Source organism: Kitasatospora sp. NPDC097605 (genome assembly GCF_040302725.1).
Taxonomy (GTDB): domain Bacteria; phylum Actinomycetota; class Actinomycetes; order Streptomycetales; family Streptomycetaceae; genus Kitasatospora.
Window position 1 is genome coordinate 248,375 of record NZ_JBEOSF010000002.1, and the last position, 21,677, is coordinate 270,051.

13 protein-coding genes are annotated in these 21,677 nt (G+C 74.6%); 8 read left to right on the plus strand and 5 right to left on the minus strand.

Annotated features, from left to right (window positions below):
• Positions 1-212: 212 nt before the first annotated feature.
• On the plus strand, positions 213-1,154 hold the full coding sequence (locus tag ABTX81_RS03150; RefSeq protein ID WP_350541201.1) for an ankyrin repeat domain-containing protein: 942 nt from the start codon (positions 213-215) through the stop codon (positions 1,152-1,154).
• 61 nt (positions 1,155-1,215) lie between these two features.
• Here ABTX81_RS03150 and ABTX81_RS03155 read toward each other — a convergent pair whose 3' ends face one another.
• The 4 genes from ABTX81_RS03155 to ABTX81_RS03170 all read right to left on the minus strand — a co-directional run bounded on the left by ABTX81_RS03155 (position 1,216) and on the right by ABTX81_RS03170 (position 11,202).
• Positions 1,216-2,859, minus strand: coding sequence for an alkaline phosphatase D family protein (locus ABTX81_RS03155; protein WP_350541202.1), 1,644 nt, complete (start codon positions 2,857-2,859; stop codon positions 1,216-1,218).
• Positions 2,860-3,063: 204 nt separating this feature from the next.
• A complete protein-coding gene (locus ABTX81_RS03160; RefSeq protein ID WP_350541203.1) occupies positions 3,064-4,089 on the minus strand; it encodes a hypothetical protein in 1,026 nt (341 codons plus the stop codon).
• Complete coding sequence (locus ABTX81_RS03165) at positions 4,086-5,363, minus strand: hypothetical protein (protein ID WP_350541204.1); 1,278 nt, start codon at positions 5,361-5,363, stop codon at positions 4,086-4,088. The genes ABTX81_RS03160 and ABTX81_RS03165 overlap by 4 nt, the downstream gene beginning before the upstream one ends.
• Positions 5,364-5,367: 4 nt before the next feature.
• On the minus strand, positions 5,368-11,202 hold the full coding sequence (locus ABTX81_RS03170; RefSeq protein WP_350541205.1) for a tetratricopeptide repeat protein: 5,835 nt from the start codon (positions 11,200-11,202) through the stop codon (positions 5,368-5,370).
• A 738-nt stretch (positions 11,203-11,940) separates the two neighbouring features.
• Between ABTX81_RS03170 and ABTX81_RS03175 the strand changes: the two genes are divergently transcribed.
• The 7 genes from ABTX81_RS03175 (at position 11,941) to ABTX81_RS03205 (ending at position 20,445) form a co-directional block, all read left to right on the plus strand.
• On the plus strand, positions 11,941-12,786 hold the full coding sequence (locus ABTX81_RS03175) for an SAM hydrolase/SAM-dependent halogenase family protein (protein WP_350541206.1): 846 nt from the start codon (positions 11,941-11,943) through the stop codon (positions 12,784-12,786).
• A 7-nt stretch (positions 12,787-12,793) separates the two neighbouring features.
• Positions 12,794-13,798, plus strand: coding sequence for a DMT family transporter (locus ABTX81_RS03180; RefSeq protein WP_350541207.1), 1,005 nt, complete (start codon positions 12,794-12,796; stop codon positions 13,796-13,798).
• The gene (locus tag ABTX81_RS03185; RefSeq protein ID WP_350541208.1) at positions 13,795-14,766 is read left to right on the plus strand and encodes a quinone oxidoreductase family protein; all 972 of its coding nucleotides are present in this window, start codon (positions 13,795-13,797) and stop codon (positions 14,764-14,766) included. The genes ABTX81_RS03180 and ABTX81_RS03185 overlap by 4 nt, the downstream gene beginning before the upstream one ends.
• 196 nt (positions 14,767-14,962) lie before the next feature.
• Positions 14,963-16,972, plus strand: coding sequence for an FAD/NAD(P)-binding protein (locus tag ABTX81_RS03190; protein ID WP_350541209.1), 2,010 nt, complete (start codon positions 14,963-14,965; stop codon positions 16,970-16,972).
• Positions 16,973-17,251: 279 nt separating this feature from the next.
• Positions 17,252-19,120, plus strand: a complete 1,869-nt coding sequence (locus ABTX81_RS03195; protein ID WP_350541323.1) for an amidohydrolase — start codon at positions 17,252-17,254, stop codon at positions 19,118-19,120.
• A 91-nt stretch (positions 19,121-19,211) separates the two neighbouring features.
• A complete protein-coding gene (locus tag ABTX81_RS03200; RefSeq protein WP_350541210.1) occupies positions 19,212-19,736 on the plus strand; it encodes a DoxX family protein in 525 nt (174 codons plus the stop codon).
• A complete protein-coding gene (locus ABTX81_RS03205) occupies positions 19,717-20,445 on the plus strand; it encodes a YoaK family protein (RefSeq protein ID WP_350541211.1) in 729 nt (242 codons plus the stop codon). The genes ABTX81_RS03200 and ABTX81_RS03205 overlap by 20 nt, the downstream gene beginning before the upstream one ends.
• Positions 20,446-20,622: 177 nt before the next feature.
• Here the strand turns inward: ABTX81_RS03205 and ABTX81_RS03210 are convergent, their stop codons facing one another.
• A complete protein-coding gene (locus ABTX81_RS03210; protein WP_350541212.1) occupies positions 20,623-21,657 on the minus strand; it encodes an alpha/beta hydrolase in 1,035 nt (344 codons plus the stop codon).
• Positions 21,658-21,677 lie beyond the last annotated feature (20 nt).

The following is a 21,677-nucleotide window of genomic DNA, read 5'->3' on the forward strand; positions in this document are numbered from 1 at the left end:
GGTGGTGACCGCCGGGCCGGGTTCCCCTGCCCGCAGATGGTCCACGGCCGTGTTCTACGGTCGATCAACGGCCGATCACCGCAGGTTCACGACACCTCCGCATCGTCCACGAACCCTCCCGGCGGCCGGGCACCCGCGACGCCCCGCTGTCGGACCCGTGTGCGACGGTGGGGCCACCCGGACTCGACCGGGACCGCCAGGGAGGTGCGCGAGTGACGCTGGACGACGGCTGGGCCGGCATGGGGTGGGACTGGACGGACGTCGAGGAGGTCCGCCGCCGGCTCGACGCGGGCGCCGACCCGGCGCGGTGGAACGGCGGGCGCCCCCTGCACCGGGCGGCGGTGTTCGGCTCGCCCGAGGTCGTCGCGGAGCTCGCCCGGCGGGTCGGTGACGTGGATGCGCTGGAGAACGGAGTGACGGCCCTGTGGCACGCCGTCGTGTGCCGGCGGCCGGACACCGCGCGGGTCCTCACCGACGTCGGCGCCGATCCCTGGCGGCGCTCGCTCGGCGGCTGGTCACCGGGGCGGCTGAGCCTGGCCGGGCCGACACCGGACCTGTTCCCGGCCCCGGCGGGCGAGCACCTGACGGAGGCCGAGCGCGCGGCCGCCGACGAGGCGCGGCGGCTGCTCGCGGCCCTGGGCCGCTATGTCGAGCAGGGCATCGGCCTGGCCTGCGTGGCGGGTGTCGACGCGGACGAGGCGATCCGGCGGCTGGCGGCCGTGCCGGTGCCGGAGGAGGAGATCGAGGAGTTATTGGAGGAGCCGTACGCGTACGAGCCGGAGGAGATCGAGGCGATCGTCGGGGTGACGTCCGTTCCCGGCGGCTGCGTGGTGACCCAGCCGTGGGGGTACGCGCCCTACATGTCCGAGGTGCTGGTCCCGCTCTCCGCGGGCACGGTCTGCTACGGCCTGTACGCCAATCCGAAGAGCGGCAACCAGGGCGTCATTTCCCGGGACGGCACGCTGGTCGCCGGGGACCTGCACCCGGGCGGCGGGCCGTACGAGGGCGGCACCGCCGAGGAGGTGCTCACCGACTACCTCTACCAGGGCGCGCCGGCGGCCTACGCGTGCGCGTTCGCCGGGCTGCGCCCCACCGACGACCGGGCGGTCACCGGGCCCGCCGACCACTGGGTCCGGCTGCCCGAACGCGGGTGACGGACGGCCCGGGCGCACCGCGTCGGGATGCGGCACGCCCGGGCCGGACGGCTCCGGGGCGTCAGACGCGCTGCATGCCCGGGTTGTAGGCCTCGCTGACGAAGGAGGCGGCGGTGCTGACGGTGCCGCCCGGGCGGGTGATGTGCGAGATCACCCGGTAGTCGGCCCGCGCGTGCTCCTCGTTGAGCGTGATCGCCGTGTAGCCGCGCCGCCCGTCGTAGAACTTCATGTGCGGGTTGGCGGCCGTCAGGGTGGCCCAGTTGCCCGGGTGCTCCGCGCCGTCGCCGTCGCTGGCGATCGAGGTGCCGACGATCTCGACGCCGACGGTCCGCGAGTCCGGGTCGTCGAAGTCGCGCTTGATGTCCATCGCGTAGGCGACGTGCACGTCACCGGTGAGCACGACCAGGTTCTCCACGCCGATGTCCTCGACGCCGGCCAGCAGCCGCTCGCGCGCGGCCGGGTAGCCGTCCCAGGCGTCCATGGAGAGCCGGGACAGCGCCTCGGTGGCGTTCTTCCGGCGGGAGAACACGACCTGCTGCGGGACGACGTTCCAGACCGCCTTGGACTTGCGGAAGCCGTCCAGCAGCCAGCGCTCCTGGGTGGCGCCCATCAGCGTGCGGCCCGGGTCGGCCGACTCCGGGGTGGGGAACTGCCAGCCGTCGCCGTTGGCCTGGTCGGAGCGGTACTGGCGGGTGTCGAGGATGTCGAACTGGGCCAGCTTGCCGTAGTGGTGGCGGCGGTACAGCTTGAGGTCGGTGGCGTTCGGCTGGGGCATGCGCAGCGGCATGTTCTCCCAGTAGGCGCGGGTGGCGGCGGCGCGGCGGGCGACGAAGGCCTCCACCGACTGGTTCTTCTCCGGGATGCCGGCCGCGTAGTTGTTCTCGACCTCGTGGTCGTCCCAGGTGACGAACCAGGCGTGCGCGGCGTGCGCGGCCTGGAGGTCGGGGTCGGACTTGTAGAGGGCGTACCGCAGGCGGTAGTCCTCCAGGGTGGTGGTCTCGTGGTTGAACAGCGCCGGGAGCGTGCGGTCGGTGTACTTGCGGTCGCCGCCGACGGCGTCGATGCCGTACTCGTAGATGTAGTCGCCGACGTGGAAGACGGCGTCGAGGTCCTCGTCGGCGAGGTGCTTGTAGGCGGTGAAGTAGCCGTCCTCGTAGGCCTGGCAGGAGACCAGGCCGAAGCGGACCTCGTCGATGTGGCGGCCGCGCGCCGGGGAGGTGCGGGTCCGGCCGACCGGGCTGATCCAGTTGCCGACCTTGAAGCGGTACCAGTGGACGCGGTCCGCGTCGAGGCCGTCGACGTCGACGTGCACGGTGTAGTTGAACTCGGCGTGGGCCTTGGCGGTGCCGCGCCGGGCGATCTTGCGGAACCTGTCGTCCCGGGCGATCTCCCAGTCGACCTTGACCACGCCGGTGGGCGGCAGGCCGTTGCCGGGCTCCAGCGGGCGGGGGGCGAGGCGGGTCCAGAGCACGACGGCGTCACTCAGCGGGTCGCCGGACGCGACGCCGAGGGTGAACGGGTTCTCGGTCAGCGTGCGGGGCGCGATCTCGGCGTCCGCGGCGTGGGCGCTCGGCAGGTTGGTGGTGAACGCCAGCGCGGCGGCGGCCGAGGTGACGGTCAGGAAGCGGCGGCGGCCGATCCCCAGCCGGCTCGCGGCCTCCTGGAGCTGCTGGTCGTGCGACGCCTGGTCGTCTGTGCGGGCCATGGGTCTGGACTGCCTTCCGTACGCTGGGCTGAGCCGGCGCGGGCACCGGCTGTGTACGGAGGGTATTGGAGTGGACGGCGCCGTACGGGGGGCGTCGTGATCCCTGCGGAAAGGTGATCATCAGGTGATGACACCGGCCGAATCGGGCAATCGGCTGATTATCGACTCGCGATCGGCCGATACCGCTCGCCGGGCCCCCTCGGCTCACCGGGAGAAGGCCGCCAGGCTCAGCAACAGGTGGGCCGACTCCGGGTGCTGGAAGTCCGAGTGCGCGCCCGCCGGCGCCAGCCTGCGCCCCACCGCGCTCCCCCGGAACACCCGGCCCGCGTCGACGTTCACGATCGGGTGGTCCAGCGTCGGCTTCCGGTACGGCGTGTCCGTCGCCAGCAGCGCCGTCGAGAACTGCCCGACCGGTGCCGTCCCCACCCCCGAGTGCCCGATCCCCGGCAGGCCCTCGGCCCGCAGGTGCCAGAACCCGGTCGCCCGGTCCCAGCGCGAGTGCGTCAGCACCAGCGGGCCGCGCAGCGGCGCCGCCGGCCGCCCCGGCGCCGGGAACAGCCGGGGGAACAGCCGGTCGAAGGCGTCGCGCGGCGCGGCCATCTGGAACACCAGCGCGCTGTCCACCGTGAACGGCCGCGCCGGATCCGTCCGCCCGCTCCACCCCAGCACCCGGGGCCCGGCCGCCGGCCGCTCCGCCGCCCACTGCACCGCCTCGCACAGGAACCGGCCGCCGAAGGAGTGCCCGACCAGGTGCAGGTACTGCCCCGACCGGTTCGCCAGCATCTCGGGGGCGTCCGGCCGCCCGCGCGCCGCGTCCAGGTAGCCGAGCAGGTGCCCGATCACGAACCCCGCCTGCCCGCGCCCGGGCGCGCTCATCGCGTGCGCCCGGTCCCGGATCCGCCGGTAGCCGGCCGGCGAGGGCAGGCTCGACGACGGCCAGCGCACCACCACGCACCACGGCCGGTACCCGCGCCCCGCCAGCCCCGGATACGCCGCCGGCGCCGCCCGCCCGAGCTCGACGGCCCGCCCGATCAGGGCCTCCGCCGCCCGCCCGGCCGCCTGCGCACCGGTCTGCCAGCCGTGCACGTACACATAGAGGTCGGTGGCCCGCTCCGGCACCCGCAGATGCCGCGCCAGGTGCTCGGCCACCCGCCCCTCCGGCACCGGCGTCCGGGTGCCCGGCACCAGCAGCCGCCCGTTCTCGTCGAGGTCCACCACGGCGTGGGTCATGGCGTCAGCTCCAGCATGCTGTCGATCCCGCAGTGCAGGGAGTAGGTGAGGGCGAGCGGATTGCGGTACACGTCGGCGAAGTGGCGGGCCAGGTGCCAGGTGATCTCCCCGGCCGTGGCCTGTCCCCTCAGGTAGAGGTCCAGGAAGGCGAAGGCGTACTCCGCCCCGAACACCTGCGGGATCTCGATCTGCGGCCCGAGGACGCCGCTGGCACCGAGCTCCACCAGGGCCCGGCCGAGGTGCTCCAGCTCGGCTTCGGCCGACTGGCCGGCAAAGCAGGCGTTCAGCAGCACGAAGGGCCGGAACAGGGCGTCCGGCACGTCCTGATGGTTCCGGCGCAGTCGGCGGACCAGGTCCGCGTCGATGTCCCGCGGATCGGAGAGCCGGACGCTCAGCTGAGCGTAGAGGGAGCCGTTGGCGACGAACTGGCCGTGGCACCAGAAGTACATGAGGTCCTCGTCGAGCACCGCCCCGGAGAAGGCCTCCAGGAAGCGGGTCGACTCGGTGCGGACGGTCAGCTCCGTCCGCTCCTCCAGCAGCTTGCGCACCTCCGGCGCCCAGCCGACCGACTCCAGGGCACTGTCCGTGTTGAGGCTGGTCACCGCCCGGGTCCGGGGCGGGTACGACGCCTGGGCCCTCGGGTAGGCGGCTCCGGTCTGCTCGATCTGGTGCCGATAGCCGAGGAAGTCCTGCCAAGGCTCTCCCTGGCCGGCCGTCACGGCCATCATCGGCCAGGGCAGATGGAGGTCGGAGTCGAAACTGACCCGCAGCGGCCCTTCCTCGGTGAGCGTCGCGGTGAGGAACGCCCGCAGCTCGGCGAGGTCGCGGCCCGGCCCGGCGAGCATCTCCTCGAACGCGTACCGGCCCTCCTCCAGGAGTTCCTCCGTCCGGCTGCGGGCCAGCGGCATCCATGCGGACAGGTCGACGGCGGACGCGAACGGGTAGTCCAGCGGCATTCCGTCGTCGTCCACCACCGGATGGTTGACCAGCTGCTGCTTCCAGGCCCACCGCAGCCTGCCCGCCAGCTGGAGCAGCCGGCCGGCGGAGATGTCCAGGAAGGCGTGGTGGCCTCGGGTCAGCGGCTCCCGGACACCCGCCCGGTTCACCGCCATGTGCAGCAGGTCGGCGGTGCCGTGCCGACGCAGGGACACCTTCAGGTCCAAGGGCTCCGCCCCGCGCGCGCCGGGCCGGTCACCCGGTCCGCCCTGGCGCGGCAACAACGTGTAGTCGGCGGAGGGGTTCTGCCGTATCTCGACGACGAGTTCCCGGGGCACGTGGCTACTCCTGCTCCTGTCCGTGTTCCTCGCCGCCGGCCGCCGGAGCGACGTCGACGACGGTCACCAAGTCCTGCAGCGCGACCCCGAACCCCCGGTCGAAAACGGTGAACCGGACCCGGTGCGCCCCCGGCACGGCCGGGGTCAGCGCGAAGCCGGCCGGCTCTCCCGACGGGAGGTAGTCGGCGACGGGCGGCTCGATCACCGCGTCGGAGAGCGCCGCGGCGACCAGGTGCAGCTCCGGAAGCCGGGCCGGATCGGCCCCGGCCGGGTCGCCCTCCGCCTCCAGCCGCAGGCTCAGCCGGGCCGGGACACCCACCTCGGGCTCGTCGAGCAGGGTGATCCGGGGCCGCCACACCACCGGTGCGACGGGCACGGCGGGCACGGCGGGCTGCTCTGGCCGGGGGCGCGGGGCGAGCGCCGCGCCGGGAGGAAGCTCCGGGGCGGCGGGGAGCGGCGGCAGTTCCCCGACCGGTCCGGTGTCCCGCTCTCCCGTCGCCAGGTGCGCCAGCGCATCCCGGCTCTCGACCGCGAGCGGGTGCTCCGGTCCCATCAGGGCGTCGCGTCCCGCGCACGTGGCGAGGAGCAGGTCCCGCGCCGCTCCGACGCGCCCGCTCGCCGCCATCGCCCGGACGAGGCCGACCATCAGGGTGGGGAACGGCGCGGCATCGCCCGTCCGTCGGCTGCCGACGGCCACCGTCGGCTCGTCGCCCGTCCGGTGTCCGGCCGCGAGCAACGCGGCAGCACCCGCGAAGGGCGGCTCGGACCAGAGCCCGGAGTCCGCGACCACGGTGTCGTAGGTCCGCACCGCCCCGGTGTGGTCTCCGGCCAAGTGCCGGGCGAACGCGAGGTTCTGGCGCACCTGGAGGGTGAGCGCGTGCCCCGGGCCGCGGCTCTCGACGCACTCCTCGACGAGCACGCCCAGCAGCACCACCGAGCGGAACGGCCGTCCGCCGAAGGCCGGCAGCAGGGCGTGTGCCGCCCGGGTCTCGACCGCCTCCGGGTGCGCCGCGCCGAGCACCTGCGTCGCCCGGTCGGCCAGGGAGGCCAGCATGGTCACGGCCGTCCCGGGGTCGCCCACCAGCCGGGAGGCATGGGCGAGCCGGCGCCCGACACTGAAGATCCCCGGGTGGCCGGGGCCCAGCACCCGCGCCCAGTCGGCCACCAGCGCGGTCAGCCCGTCCCGCGCCGCACCGTACTCCCCCGCGGACCACAAGGTGACGGCGAGGTCCGAGCGGGCGTGCAGCACGACCGGGTGCTCCGGACCGAGGGCGCCCGACGCCACGGCGACCAGCTCCCGATAGCGAGCCTCCGCCTCCTGGTACCGCCCGGCCTCGCGCAGGTTGAGCGCGATGCTGTCCAGGACGTCCAGCGTGTCCGGATGGCCCGGCCCGCGCAGCCGGGCGAGGTCGGCCCTGACGGATTCGTAGACCTCGGCAGCTGCGGCGTGGTCCCAGCCCCATCGCAGGGCGTGCGCAAGGCTGAACCGATCCATGAGGGTGTCCGGATGGTCCGGCCCGCACAGCCGGGCAGAGTCGTCCAGCACGAGTTCGCGTTCGCGGACCTCACGGCGGTGCCGGCCTGCCATGCGATGGGCAAAGGCCCGGTGACGGCGTTCGGCGAGCGTGTCGGGGTGGTCCTGCCCCTTGATCCGGACCCGGTCGGCGATCAAGGCCTCATAGTGCTCGGCGACCGAACGGTGCTCACCACTGTCCCGCCGAAGCGCCGCCACCCAGGATCGCGCGGCCAACGTGTCAGGATGGTCGGCCCCCTGGATCCGGATCCGGTCGCGCAGCAACGCCTCGTGGGCTTCCAACGACTCTCGGTGGGCCCCCGCCTCGTCCAACGCCCAGGCCTGCCGCACTCGGTCCTGGAGCGTGTCACCGTGGTCGGCGCCCTGGATCCGGATCCGGTCCGCTATCAGGAGCCCGTACCCCGCGACCGCTTCGCGGCACCGGCCGGCCAGAACGAGCGTGCGAAGCAGCGAGGACCGGTCGTCCAGCGCAAGCCGATGATCGGGCCCGTGGATCCGGATCCGGTCCCGCAGCACGTCCTCGAACAGTTCAGCGGCGCGGCACGGCTCACCGACATTGCGGTACGCCAGGGCGAGCCACCACCTGACGTCGAGCGTCTCCTCGTGATCGGCTCCCCGGGTGCGCTCCCAATCGGCGGCCAGCTCCTCCAAGAGGGTCGTCGCACGGCGGTGGTCACCGGTGCCCGCGAAGGCCTGCGAGAGCGACCAGCGCACCCTCAGCGTCGTGGTGTGGTGTGCGGGCAACACCCGGGTGCAATCGGCGAGCAGTCGTTCATGCAGCTCAACAGCGCGCCGGTGATCGCCCCGCTCCCGAGCCGCTTCGGCCTGCTCCGAACGAATTCTCAGCGACGCGGGGTGGTCCGCGCCCTGAAGCCGCTCGTGGTCCAGAACCAGTCGGTCGTACAACTCGGTGGCCCGAGCGTGTTCGCCGGACCGGCGGCAGGCCCACGCGAGCCATTCCCTGGTAGTCAGCGTCTCCGGATGGTCCGCTCCTTGAAGCCGGGTCCGGTCGGCGACGAGCGTGTCGAAGAGCCCCACCGCACGCCGGTCCCCCGCCAGCCCGCACACCCCGGCCAGGCCGAACCTGGCAACGAGCGTCTCCGGGTGGTCGGGGCCGTGCAGCCGGACCTGATCAGTGGTCAGCGCCTCGAACTGCTCCAAGGCGTCACGGTGCCGATCGGCACGCTGGAGGGCGAGAGCAAGGTGCCACCGCGCATCGAGGACATCGGGGTGAGTCGGCCCCTGCATCCGCGTGCGGTGCTCGACGAGTGCCAGACAGCCCTCCACGGCACGCTCGTGCTCACCGCTGTCTGCGAGTGTGTTCGCCACACAGGCCCGGGTGGCGAGCGTTCCGGGATGGTCCGACCCGTGCAGACGTTCCTGGTCGGCCAGCACGGACTCGTAGATCTCGAGGGCCCGCCCGTATTCACCCGCCTCATGGTGAGCCCGGGCCAATCCGCTCCGGGCGGAGAAGGTTTCCGGGTGGGTCGCACCCGAGACCCGCAGCCGGTTCGCGCAGAGGGCCTCGTACAGGCCGATCGCGCGATCGTGATCACCGGCGACCCGGCACGCCCAGGCCTGCCACCACCGCGTGTCGAGCGTACTGGGATGGTCGGCGCCGTAGAGCCGGATGCGATCGGCGGTCAGGGCCTCGAAGAGAGCCGTCGCCCGGTCGTGCCGACCTGTGGTGGAACAGAGCCAGGCCAGCGTCCAGCGCGCGCCCAAGGTGTCGGGGTGTTCCGCCCCCTGGTCCTGCGTCCAGTCAGCTACCAGCGACTCGGCGAGCCTCAGCGCCCGGTCGTCCTGACCGGCCCGCTGGCACGCACGGGCCAGGCGGTCCCGCTCCGCCAGGGTGTCCGGGTGGTGCGGTCCCTGGATCCGCAGCCGGTCCGCGACAAGCCTCTCGCGGTCGGACAGCTCCTGGCCGGGCGCGCCGGAGACGCGCCGGGCCTGCGCCAGGTTCGACCGCTCCTCCAAGGCGTCCAGGTGCTCTGCCCCCTGGATCCGCCGACGGTCCTGGACCACGGCCGCGTAGAGGGCCACCGCGCGACTGGGCTCACCGACCGTCTCATGGGCCCAGGCAAGTCGCGAACGGGCGTCGAGGGTGTCCGGATGGTCCGGGCCGAGTACCCGGGTACGGTCGGCCAGCAGTGCCGCCATCGCGGCCACCAGGCCCGTCAGCTCCCCGGCCTCGACCCGTGCCTTCGCCAGCCCGGCACGGGCTTCCATGGTCTGCACGTGGTCCGCGCCCTGGGCCCGCGTTCGATCGCGGAGCACCGTCTCCCACTCCGCGACCGCCGCCCGGTGGTCGCCGGCCTCCGCGTGGGCGGCGGCGAGCCAGCCGCGGCTGGTGAGCGTGTCGGGGTGGTCCACGCCGAGCACCCGCGCCCGGTCGGCGACCGCCTGCGCGTAGAGCTCCAGGGCGAGACGATGCTCGCCCGCGCTGAGGTGGGCGTACGCCAGGCTGTTGCGGTTGGCCAGGGTGTCCTCGTGGTCGGTGCCCAGCTCGCGTGCCAGGCACTCGTGCAACTCCTCGAACTCGCGGACCGCCTCCCGGTGGTGGCCGGCGAGCTGGAGCGCGTACGCCAGACCGCCGCGCGCGGCCAGGGTCTCCCGGTGCGCGGCGCCGAGCACCCGCGTCCGCTCCGCGACCACCGTCCGGAACTCCTCGACCGCGCGCCGGTGGTCGCCGGCCTTCCGGCGGGCGTGGGCCAGCGAGAAACGGTCGGCGAGGACGGCGGGATGCCCCGGCCCCTGGACCCGGGAGCGGTCGGCCACCACCGCTTCGCACAGCTCCACGGCCTTGACCGGATCGCCCACCCGGGCGTGGAGTTCGGCGAGCCGGCCCCGGGAGGCGAGCGTGTCGGGGTGGTCCGGGCCGAGCAGCCTGCGCTGTCCCTCGACGACCGCCGTCACCAACGGGATCACGAAGACCCGCTGCTCGGGCGCACCGAGTTCCGCCGCGGCCAGCCGGTAGAGTTCGACGGTCTCCCGGGTGGGATCCGGCGAGGCGTGTCCGGCCGTCGTCAGCTCCCGGACGTGCGGCAGCAGCGCCCGGCGGACGGCCTGGTCCGCCTGCGGCCAGAGCCGGGCCACCGCGCCGGCGAGGTTGCGTTCCGCCCGCGCCCACACCTTCCGGTCCTCGTCGCCGGCCCGCAGGGTGGTGCGGAGCAACCGGTGGACGGCCACCGTGCGCGGGCCGAGGGTGACGAGGCTGTAGTCCGCCAGCACCTTCAGGGCGCTGTCCACCTCGTCCGGGCGACGGGAGCCGAACGGCAGCAGCGCCTGGCGCGGCAGCGCCTCCGGGGCGTACCAGGCCAGCGTGCGCAGCAGCTCGACGGCGAACGGGGCGGTCTCCTGGACGGTGCGCAGCGTCGTCCGCCAGAGCCGGGACACCGTGTCGAGGGCACTCGGCATGGCGCCGGACGTCGATGGTGCCACGGTGCGCAGCAGTTCCCGGAAGGCCCGGAAGGTCGTGTCGGTCTGCCGGATGTGGGCGCCGGCCTGGGCGAGCGCGATCGGCAGATGACCGAGTTCGTCGGCGAGTCCCCGGGCCTCGCCGCGCTCGGCCTCGTCGATCTCCTCCCCCCGCCCGGCGGCCCGGTGGAGCAACCGGACGGCGAGCGGAGCGTCGAGCACGTCGATGCGGATCGGGCGGATGCCGTCGTGCCAGCCGTCGGCGCGACGGCTGGTGACCAGTTGGTGTCCCCGTCCGAGCAGCCGTCCCAGGTAGGGCGTCAGGTGGACCGGGTCCTCGACGTTGTCGAAGACCAGCAGCCACCGGTCGTGCGCACGGAGCCAGGCCAGCGCCCATTCGACCTGCCGGCTCGGCGACTCGGCCAGCGCCCAGTCCCGGTGCAGGTGGACGGCGAGGTCGGCGAAGGCCTCGGCGAGCTGCTCGGGCGATTCGGCGGTGATCCACCACACCAGGTCGTACTCGTGCAGGTGCGCGTAGGCGTAGTGCAGGGCCAGGGCCGTCTTTCCGACGCCGCCCAGCCCGTGCAGGGTCGTCGCCTGGGTGACCAGTCCCCCGCCGCCGGCCAGTGCGGCCCCGACCGCCGCCAACGCTTCGGTGCGCCCGACCAGTTCGGCGGTCGGGCTCGGCGGGAGATGGCGCGAGCCGGGCGGGGCGCCGATGGTCCGGGCGGCCGCCTCGGCCTCGGCGGTGAGCACGACCGTCCGCTGCTCGGTGTGCGGGTTGCCCCCGCCGACCACCGGCGAGGCCTTCTGGGGGCGCTGTGCGAAGGGCTCCTGCTCCGGCATTCCCGGGTCGGGGCGGGCGTTCACCGTCATGGACATACTCATGGCGATGTCCCTCCCCCCAGGTCGACCGACTGTCCGACCGACCGTAGTCGCCCGGAAGCACGTTGTCCCCGCCTTCGGCCGATTGCGGCCTTCGGTGTCGCAATGGTGACCTGCCGGAGGTGCGGCCTCACCGGATTCGCGCTCGCCGGGCGAACGGTCCTGCCACCGAGGCGCATCCACCGAATGGGGCGGCCGGCGCGGACCCGCCCGCCCCATCCGGCTCGCTGGTCATGCCCGCTCGCAGGCGGGCGGGCGCCGCCCGTCCCTCCACCGCGAGCGGGTGGCCGTCCGCGAACACAGCCTCCCGGCCTGCGCAGACGCCGACCATCGGGCGGCAGCCAATCACGCCTCCCCGCCCGCTCGCAACTCGCCGCTCATGTCATCCGACGGACCGTCATGTTCGGTACGCGCTGGGGGCGCTGTGGCATCCGGCACCTCCGGAGCGGGGACGGGGCGGACGGGGGCGGCTTCCCGCGGCTGCCGCGGCCCGCGGCGGTTCACGCCCGCGCCATTTCCGCACGGCGGCCGCTATTCCGCGAAACGGCCGGTATCGTTCCGCTTCTTTAAAACGACTTCACGCGGACGAAACAGCACACGCTTTCTTCGGGGCCGACCGGATGCTAGCCTCACTTCAATCTCGCGCCGCTTGAACCGTCCTTTACCCGGGCGGGCGATTCACCGGAAATCCCGGACCGCCATGCACGCCGCCCCGTTTCGGTAATCCTGAAAGGGTTCAGCATGTCCGCTCCCATCAGTTCCCCCGGCCTGCTCGCGCCCCGACCGATCGTCGGGCTGCTCACCGACTTCGGGCTCGTCGACGACGCCGTCGGCATCTGCAAGGGCATGGTGCTCAGCATCGCCCCGCACGCCAACATCGTCGACGTGACGCACGACGTCACGCCGTTCGACATCTACGAGGCCGGCCTGTACATCCGCGACTCGTTCCGCTACTTCCCGGCGGACGCGGTCTTCGCCTGCGTCACCTTCCCGCACACCGGGGTCCAGGACAACGCGATCGGGCTGCGCACGCCCCAGGGGCACACCTACTTCGCCCCCGACAACGGCCTGCTCACCCGGATCGTCCGGGAGGCGGGCGTCGCCGAGGTCCGCCGGATCACCGCCGACAAGGTCCGCCGGCCCGTCATCGACCCGACGTTCTACGGGCGCGACATCGTCATTTCGGCCGCCGCGCACATCGCCAACGGAGTGCCGTTCAGCGAAATCGGCGAGGAAATCGAGGCCTCCGGAATCACCCTCCTCGAAGTCGCCGAACCGGTCGTCGAGGGCGACTGGATAATCGGCGAGGTGGCGATTCTCGACAAGAACTATGGAAACGTCTGGACGAGCATCACCCGGGAATTCCTGGACTCCCGGGGCATCGCCTTCGACGCCGAACTGGAGATCGAGATCGGCGGCGCCAGGCTCACCACCCCGCTGCGCCGCACCTTCGGCGAGACCGGCGAGGGCGAGCCGCTCGCCTACATCGCGAGCCGCGACCAGCTCGGACTCGCCCTCAACCAGGGCGACTTCGCCGCCCGGTACGGGGTCGAGCGCGGGCACGCGGTCCGCGTGAAGGCGCGCTGAGCCCACCGTGCGCGCGCAGGGGTACGCATTCGCGCTGCTGACCGCCGCCTTCTTCGGCGCCGGCGCCGTGCTGGCCAACCGGGTCACCCGCGAGATCGACCCGCTGCTGACCACCGAGCTCAACCTGTCGATCGGCGCCGTGCTGCTGGCCGCCCGGCTCGCGGTGCGGCGCCGGCCGCTGGTCCCGCGCGGTCTGACCGGACGGGACTGGCTGCGGCTGGGCTTCGTCTCGGTGGTCGGCACCGGACTCTCGCTGGCCCTGGTGATCAGCGGGCTGAGCCGGACCAGCCCGGTCAACGGCGGCTTCCTCATCCAGCTCCAGGGCCCGACCGCCGTGCTGGCCTCGGTGCTGCTGCTCGGCGACCGGCTGCGCGTACGGCAGTCCGCCGGGCTGGCGGTCACCCTGGCCGGCGGGGTGCTGGTGGTGCTGCGCGACCCCGGCGCGGGCTTCACCGGCGTCGGTACCGGCGACGCGCTGGTGCTGGCCGGCGCGGTGCTGGCCGGTCTCGCCTTCCTGCCCGCCAAGACGCTGATGGCCAAGGTGCCGGCGGCGCAGCTGGGCCTGTGGCGGCTGGTCCCGGCGGCGGTCGTGCTGCTGCCGGTCCTGCTGCTCGCGCCCGGCCCGCTGCGCTGGCACCCGACGGCCGGCACGCTCGGCCTCCAACTCCTGCTGGCCGTCACCAACTTCTGCCTCGCCTACGTCACCCTGCACCTGGCGCTGGAGCGGCTGCGGCCGTGGGAGACGGCGAGCGTGCTCCAGCTGGAGCCGGCGTTCACGGTGCTGGTCGCCCTGCTGGCGCTCGGCCTCGCGCCGACACCGCTGCAACTGCTGGGCGGGGCCCTGATGATCGGCGGCGGCCTGCTCGCCAACCGGCCCGCGCCGACGCCCGCACCGGCCCCCACCCCGGCCCCCGATCCGGCGCCGGCCCACGACCCGGGCGGCGGCGACCCGTCGCCGCCCGTCCCCACCACCCGACCCGCCTACCAGAACAGCCGAGGTACCACCCCATGAAGGCGATCCGCGTCCACGCCCCCGGCGGCCCCGAGCGGCTCCAGGTCGACGACGTGCCGGTGACCGAGCCCGCCGCCGGCGAGATCCGCATCCGCACCGAGGTCATCGGCGTCAACTACGTCGACGTCTACCACCGCCAGGGTGTCTTCCCCGTCGCCCTGCCGTTCGTCCCGGGCATGGACGCCGTCGGCACGGTCGACGCCGTCGGCCCCGGCGTCACCGAGCTCGCCGTCGGCGACCGCGTCGCCTACGGCGAACTGCCCGGCGCCTACGCCGAGTTCGTCACCGTTCCGGTCCGGCTGGCGACCACCGTGCCGGACGGCCTGGACTCCGGGACGGCCGCCGCCGCAATGCTCCAGGGACTCACCGCGCACTACCTGGCGCACGACTCGCACCCGGTCGCCAAGGGCCAGGTGGTCGTGGTGCACGCCGCCGCCGGCGGGGTCGGGCAGTTCCTGGTCCAGTTCGCCAAGCGGGCCGGGGCGTACGTCATCGGCACCGTCTCCACCGACGAGAAGGCCGCGCTGGTCCATGAGTTGGGCGCCGACGCCGTCGTCCGCTACGACCGGGAGAACTTCCGCGAGGCGGTCCGCCGGATCACCGACGGCGCGGGCGCCGACGCGGTCTACGACTCGGTCGGCAAGGACACCTTCGCCGACAGCCTCGACTCGCTGCGCCCGCGCGGCACCCTGGTCGTCTACGGCCGGGCCAGCGGCACGCCCGACCCGATCGACCCGTTCTCGCTGGTCCAGAAGGGCTCGCTGAAGCTCACCTGGCCCAGCCTCACCCACCATGTGCTCACCCGCGAGGAGTTCACCACCCGCACCGGCGACCTCTTCTCGGGGCTGCTCGACGGCACCCTGCGGGCCAGGATCGACAGCACCTACGACTTCGCCGACGCCCCCGCCGCGCACGCCCGGCTGGAGGGCCGGAAGAGCCTCGGCAAGATCCTGCTCCGCCACCCGTGACACCGGCCCCCTGACCACCCGTACCACCCACCGACCACCCGCACCACCCACCGACCGACGCCCCGCCGGACTCCGCCTTCGCCCGGCGGGGCGTCACCCCGACAGAACGGTCCGAACGGCCTTGGGGCGTGTCTGGCCATTCCCGCCGGGCGCGCGACGCCAGGGCACGCCCCTCAGCACGGGAGGACACTCACCCATGGCTCCCCACTCCCCCGGCCCGACCGCCCGCCACCGCCGGATCGCCGTGGTCGGCGCCGGCCCGCGCGGCCTGTCCGTCCTCGAACGCCTGCTGGCCAACGAGCGCTCCCGCCCGTCGGCCGCCGCCCTCACCGTCCACCTCGTCGACCCCTACCCGCCCGGCGCCGGCCGGGTCTGGCGCACCAACCAGTCCCGCCTGCTGCTGATGAACACCGTGGCCTCCCAGGTCACCGCCTACACCGACCCGAGCGTCACCATCGACGGCCCCGTCGAGGAGGGCCCCAGCCTCTACGAGTGGGCCAAGTCGGCCGTCCCGCAGGGCGGTCCGGGCGAGTACGACGAGCAGGTGCGCGCCGAGGCCCGCGCCCTCACGCCCGACGCCTACCCGACCCGCGCCTTCTACGGCCGCTACCTGCGCGACGTCCACCGCCGGGTGCGCGCCGCCGCGCCGCCGCACTGCCGGATCGTCGAGCACCGCACCCGCGCCGTCCGGCTGACCGACGCCGACCCGCTGCCCGGCGCCGCCCAGGTGCTGGTGCTCGCCAACGGCCGCCGGATCGCCGACCTGGACGCGGTGGTACTGGCGCTCGGCCACCTGGCGACCGGCCCGACCGCCGCCGAGCACACCCTGACCCGGGCCGCCGCCGCGCACGGACTGGTCCACCTGCCGCCCGCCAACCCGGCCGACCTCGACCTCGACGCCCTGCTGCCCGGCCGCCCGGTGCTGGTCCGCGGCCTGGGCCTCAACTTCTTCGACCACCTCGCCCTGCTCACCCGCGGCCGCGGCGGCCGGTTCGCCCAGCGGCACGGCCGGCTCGTCTACCACCCCTCCGGCGAGGAGCCGCTGATCCTGGCCGGCTCCCGGCGCGGCGTCCCGTACCACGCGCGCGGCGAGAACGAGAAGGGCGCGCACGGCCGTCACCACCCCCGGCTGCTCACCGAGGCGCACACCGCCCGGCTGCGCGAACGGGCCGCCGCCGGCCGGCCGGTGCGCTTCGCCCGCGACCTGTGGCCGCTGGTCGCCCGCGAGGTCGAGGCCGTCTACTACGCCACCCTGCTCGCCGCCGCCGGCCGCCCGGAGGACGGCGGGCGCCTCGCCGAGGAGTACCTGGCCGCCGCCGTCCCCGGCCGCGCCACCGGCATCCTCGACCGCTTCGGGGTCCGCGCCGAACAGCGCTGGGACTGGCACGCCCTCGCCCACCCCTACGCCGGCCGCCGCTTCGCCTCCCGCGCCGAGCACCGCGCCTGGATCGTCGACCGGCTGGAGCGCGATGTGCACGACGCCCGGGCGGGCAACCTCAGCGGCCCGCTCAAGGCCGCCCTGGACGTGCTGCGCGACCTGCGCAACGAGATCCGGCTCGCGGTCGACCACGGCGGCATCGAGGGCTCCTCCTACCGCGACGAGCTGGAGTCCTGGTACACCCCGCTGAACGCCTTCCTGTCGATCGGCCCGCCCGCCTCCCGGATCGACGAACTGCGCGCCCTGATCGAGGCCGGCGTGGTCGACCTGCTCGGCCCGGACGTCCGGATCGCCCTCGACCCGCGCGGCGCCCGGCCCGCCTTCACCGCCCACTCGCCCGCGATCGACGCCCCGCCGCTGCGCGCCGGCGTCCTGGTCGAGGCCCGGCTGCCCGAGCCCGACCTGCGCCGCACCGGCGACCGCCTGCTGCGCGGGCTGCTGGACGACGGGCAGGCCGACGCCTACCGGATCCCCGACGCCGCCGGGCCCGGGTACCGGACCGGCGGGCTGGCCGTCACCGAGCGCCCGTACCGCCTGCTCGACACCGCGGGGCGGGCGCACCCGCGCCGCTTCGCCTACGGGATCCCCACCGAGGCGGTGCACTGGGTCACCGCGGCCGGCATCCGCCCGGGCGTCAACTCGGTCACCCTGGGCGACTCCGACGCCATCGCCCGGGCCGTCCTCGCCCTGCACCCGCTGCGCCCGGCCGTCACCGTGGTCCCGGCCCAGCGCCGACCGGCCCCGCGCACCTCGGTCCGCCCCGGCTGACGCCCGCCGGGCACCGCGAGAGCCCCGGTCCCCGCCGTCCCCCGGGCGGAGGCGGCCGGGGCTTCGCCGTGTCCGGCGGGCGGCGGAGACGGAGGTGCGCTGGCGGGACGGTGACGGTGCGCTGTGGGCCAATTCGGCGCCACGCCCCCGGCCTACCGTCGGGGAGTCGGTGGGAGGAACGGGCCCGGCCCCCGGGCCCGTTCGGCCGCCGCCCCCACGCCGCCGCCCACGTCGGGCGGCGGTCGCACCCCAGCACAGGAGGCTTTCGAGGTGTCTGTCATGCCGGTCGGCGGGATCGTCCCCCGCACGGAGGAGGACGCGGCCGCGAACGCCGCCGACGTCGTCGTCCGCAACGCCAGGATCCACACCGGGGACGCCCGCCGCCCGCAGGCCGGCGCCCTCGCGATCCGGGACGGCGTGATCACCGCCGTCGGGGACGACGCCGACGTCGCCCCGTTCGTCGGCGCGTCCACCACCGTGGTGGACGCGCTCGGCCGGCGCGTCGTGCCCGGCCTCAACGACGCCCACCTGCACGTCATCCGGGGCGGCCTCAGCTACGTCCTGGAGCTGCGCTGGGACGGCGTGCGCTCGCTGCGCCAGGCGCTGGCGATGCTGCGCGAGCAGGCCGCCCGCACGCCCGGGGGCCAGTGGGTGCGGGTGGTCGGCGGCTGGTCCGCCGAGCAGTTCGCCGAGCGCCGGCTGCCCACGCCCGCCGAGCTGAACGAGGCCGCGCCGGACACCCCGGTGTTCGTCCTCCACCTCTACCAGTCGGCGATCCTCAACCGCGCCGCGCTCAAGGCGGTCGGCTACGACGCGACCACCCCCGACCCGAAGGGCGGCCAGATCGTCCGGGGCCGCAACGGCGAGCCCAACGGCATGCTGCTGGCCGCGCCCAGCGCGCTGGTCCTCTACTCCACCCTCGCCAAGGCCCCCGCTCTGCCGCCCGAGGACCGCAAGGCCTCCACCCGGCACTTCCTGCGCGAGCTGAACCGCTTCGGCCTGACCTCGGCGATCGACGCCGCCGGCGGCTTCCAGAACTTCCCGGAGAACTACGCGACGGTCACCGAGCTCGCCCGGGAGGGCCTGCTCTCGCTGCGCATCGCCTACCACCTGTTCCCGCAGACCGGCGGCCAGGAGCTGGACGACCTCAAGCGCTGGATCGAGATGGTCCGCCCGGAGGACGGCGACGAGTGGCTGCGGCTCAACGGTGCCGGCGAGAACCTCACCTGGGCCGCCGCCGACTTCGAGAACTTCGCCGAGCCGCGCCCCGAACTCGGCTCCTACGAGGCCGAGTTCGAGAAGGCAGTCCGGCTGCTCATGGAGAACGGCTGGGGCTTCCGGCTGCACGCCACCTACGACGAGACGATCCGCCGCGACCTCGCGGTGTTCGAGAAGCTCGCCGCCGAGGGCCTCTTCCCGCAGGGCAACCGCTGGCTGTTCGACCACGCCGAGACCGTCTCCCGGGAGAGCCTGGACCGGATCGCCCGCCTCGGCGGCGCGCTCTCCGTGCAGAACCGTCTCTCCTTCCAGGGCGAGACCTTCACCCGCCGCTACGGCGCCGGCGCCGCCGCCGAGGCCCCGCCGATCCGCGCGATGCTGGACCGCGGCCTGAACGTCGCCGCCGGCACCGACGCCACCCGGGTCTCCTCCTACAACCCGTGGGTCGCCCTGCACTGGCTGGTCTCCGGCCGCACGGTCGGCGGCCTGGCGATGCGCCCGCCGCAGAACCGGGTGGACCGGGAGACCGCGCTCGCGATGTACACCACGGCGGGCGCCGCGCTCACCGGCGAGCAGGACGTCAAGGGCATGCTGCGGCCCGGCAGTTACGGCGACCTCGCGGTGCTGTCGGACGACTTCTTCACCGTGCCCGAGGCGGAGATCCCGCACATCGAGTCGGTGCTGACCGTCGTCGGCGGCCGGATCGTGCACGCGGCCGCCGAGTACGAGGGCCTGGACGAGGAGCTTCCGCCGATCACCCCCGAGTGGAGCCCGGTCGCCCGCTTCGGCGGCTACCAGTCCAGCGGCGCCCGCCAGGCGGAGCTGCTCGGCGAGGTCGTCGCCGAGTCCGAGCTGCAGCGCACCTGGCGCGTCGCGCGCGGCCGGCACGTCGAGCGGGAGCTGCCGTTCGACCCGTGCTTCGTCCTCTGACGCCCGCCGCCGTCCCCGGCCCGCACACCACGGGCCGGGGACGGCCCGTTTCGACCACAGACACCATGACGAGGAACAGGAACAGGACACGATGGATACCGGACTGCTGATCATCCGGGTGGTGGTGGGCCTGCTCATCGCCGGACACGGCGTACAGAAGGTGAGCTACCACCTCGGCGGCAACGGCCTCACGGGCGGCACCGAGGAGTTCCGGCACGACGGGTTCCGGGGCGGGACGCTCACCGCGCTCGCCGCCGGCGTCGGACAGATCGGTTCGGGCCTGTTCCTGGCCCTGGGCGCGCTCACCCCGCTGGCGGCCATGGTCGCCATGGGCGTGATGACGGTGGCGATCACCGTCAAGGTGCCGCACGGGCTCTGGGTGCAGAACGACGGCTACGAGTACCCGCTGGTGCTGGTGGTGGTCACGGGCTCGCTCGCGCTCACCGGCGCGGGCCGCTTCTCCGTGGACCACGCCGTCGGCCTGACCTCCTGGCCGCTCTGGCTGGCCCTCGCCGCCGCGGTGTTCGGGCCGGTCAGCGGTCTGCTGACGCGGGCCGTCCTGCACCACACGGACCCGACGACGGGAGCGGCAGCCGGTGCGCGCGCTGCTGACTGACGCCCTGCGCACGCTGGTCCCGCCGCGCGCCGACCGGCACGGGCCGCTGCCGCCGCTGATGCTGCTGCTGACGCTCGCCACCGGGGTGGTCGACGCGGTGAGCTACCTCGGTCTCGGGCACGTGTTCGTGGCGAACATGACCGGCAATGTGGTCTTCCTGGGGTTCGCCCTCGCGGGCGCCCCGGGCCTGTCGGCCGTCGCCTCACTGGTCTCGCTGGCGGCCTTCCTGGCCGGCGCGCTCACCGGCGGGCGGCTGGCCGCCCGGACGGCCGCCCACCGGGGACGCCTGCTGACCGTGGCCGCCGGTGTCCAGACGCTCCTCACGGCCGCGGCGGCCGGCACCGCCGCGGCCGTCGACGGCGACCGCGCCCAGTACCCGCTGATCGTGCTGCTGGGCCTGGCGATGGGTCTGCAGAACGCCTCGGCCCGCCGGCTCGGCGTGCCCGACCTGACCACCACCGTGCTCACGCTCACCCTGACCGGCCTGGCCGCCGACTCCCCGGCGGCCGGCGGCGCGGGGCCCCGCCCGGGGCGCCGGATCCTGTCGGCCCTCGCGATGCTGCTCGGCGGCCTGGTGGGCGCGGTGCTGATCCTGCACGGCCACCTCGTGATCGCCCTGGCGCTGACCGCGTTCCTGCTGCTGGCCACCACCGTGGCCGCCCACCGGCTCTCGGCCCCGGACGCCCACTGGGCCCCGCCGACCGGCTGACCGGGCCGGCCCGCACGACAACACGCACGACGACACGCCGCGGCCCGGCGTCCGCCCCACCGCGGACGCCGGGCACCCGCCGTCCTCACACCGCGACGCCGTGCCCGAACCGGTCGTCCGGGCCCGGGCCGTCCACCGGGCCCGACGGCCCGCCGACCGCCCGCCGGCCGGCCGTCGTCACCACGCGCGCCGGTGCAGGGCGACGTGCACGGTGTCGACCACCTGGATCAGCGCGGCCCGCGCGGTGCCGGTCGGGCAGCGGGCGTCCAGCAGCAGGAAGCCGTGCACGGTGCCCTGGTAGCGGATCGCCACCACCGGCACCCCGGCCGCCCGGAGCCGGGCCGCGTAGGCCTCGCCCTCGTCGCGCAGCACATCGGCCTCGGCGGTGACCACCAGCGCCGGCGGCAGCCCGGTCAGCTGCTCCAGGGTGGCGTGCAGCGGCGCCGCGGTGGCCTCCCGGCGCCGGCGCTCGTCGGGCAGGTAGGCGTCCCAGTAGCGGCGCATGTGGTCGCGGTGCAGGAAGTAGCCGGTGGCGAACCGGCGGTAGGACGGGGTGTCGAAGTCCGCGTCGGTCACCGGGCAGACCAGCACCTGGTGGACCAGCCGGACGTCCCCGCGCTCGCGGGCCAGCAGCGTCAGGGCGGCCACCAGGTTGGCGCCCGCGGAGTCGCCGAGGGCGGCCACCCGCTCCCCCGCCAGCCCGATCTCGTGGCCGTGCGCGTGGATCCACCGGACCACGGCGTAGCACTGCTCGACGGCCACCGGGTAGCGCGCGGCGGGCGCCCGCGTGTAGTCGACGAACACCACGGCGGCGTCGGTGCCCAGGGCGACCTCGCGGACCAGCCGGCGGTAGCCGGCGGCGTCGCCGGGCGACCAGCCGAGGCCGGGCAGGAACAGCACCACGGGGCACGGCTCGGCGGCGCCGGCGGGTCTGGTCACCTGGACGGACACCCGGCCGGTGGGGCCGCAGGGCAGGGCGAGCCACTCGGTGGTGGTGCCGTATGGGTCGTCCGGGTCCGGGTCGTCGGGGTCCGGGTCGCCCCCGCCGGGCCCGCCGCCGGGCCGGTCGCCGGTCTCGTAGCCGGCGGGGAGCAGCGCGAGGAGGTCCGGCGGTTCCCCGGCCGACCGGTCGGCCGCCCGGGCGGCCAGGAACTCCTGGAGCGCCCGGTCGAGCACCGGTCCGCGGTCGGGAAAGGGGGTGGGGTCGGACAACTCTTCGCTCCTGGCTTTCG

Bases quoted from the DNA above. Each gene is read 5' to 3' on its own strand.
- ABTX81_RS03200 (WP_350541210.1), top strand. From the start codon at position 19,212: ATGGATACCGGACTGCTGATCATCCGGGTGGTGGTGGGCCTGCTCATC.
- ABTX81_RS03185 (WP_350541208.1), top strand. From the start codon at position 13,795: ATGAAGGCGATCCGCGTCCACGCCCCCGGCGGCCCCGAGCGGCTCCAG.
- ABTX81_RS03195 (WP_350541323.1), top strand. From the start codon at position 17,252: ATGCCGGTCGGCGGGATCGTCCCCCGCACGGAGGAGGACGCGGCCGCG.
- ABTX81_RS03190 (WP_350541209.1), top strand. From the start codon at position 14,963: ATGGCTCCCCACTCCCCCGGCCCGACCGCCCGCCACCGCCGGATCGCC.
- ABTX81_RS03155 (WP_350541202.1), bottom strand. From the start codon at position 2,859: ATGGCCCGCACAGACGACCAGGCGTCGCACGACCAGCAGCTCCAGGAG.
- ABTX81_RS03160 (WP_350541203.1), bottom strand. From the start codon at position 4,089: ATGACCCACGCCGTGGTGGACCTCGACGAGAACGGGCGGCTGCTGGTG.
- ABTX81_RS03170 (WP_350541205.1), bottom strand. From the start codon at position 11,202: ATGAGTATGTCCATGACGGTGAACGCCCGCCCCGACCCGGGAATGCCG.
- ABTX81_RS03175 (WP_350541206.1), top strand. From the start codon at position 11,941: ATGTCCGCTCCCATCAGTTCCCCCGGCCTGCTCGCGCCCCGACCGATC.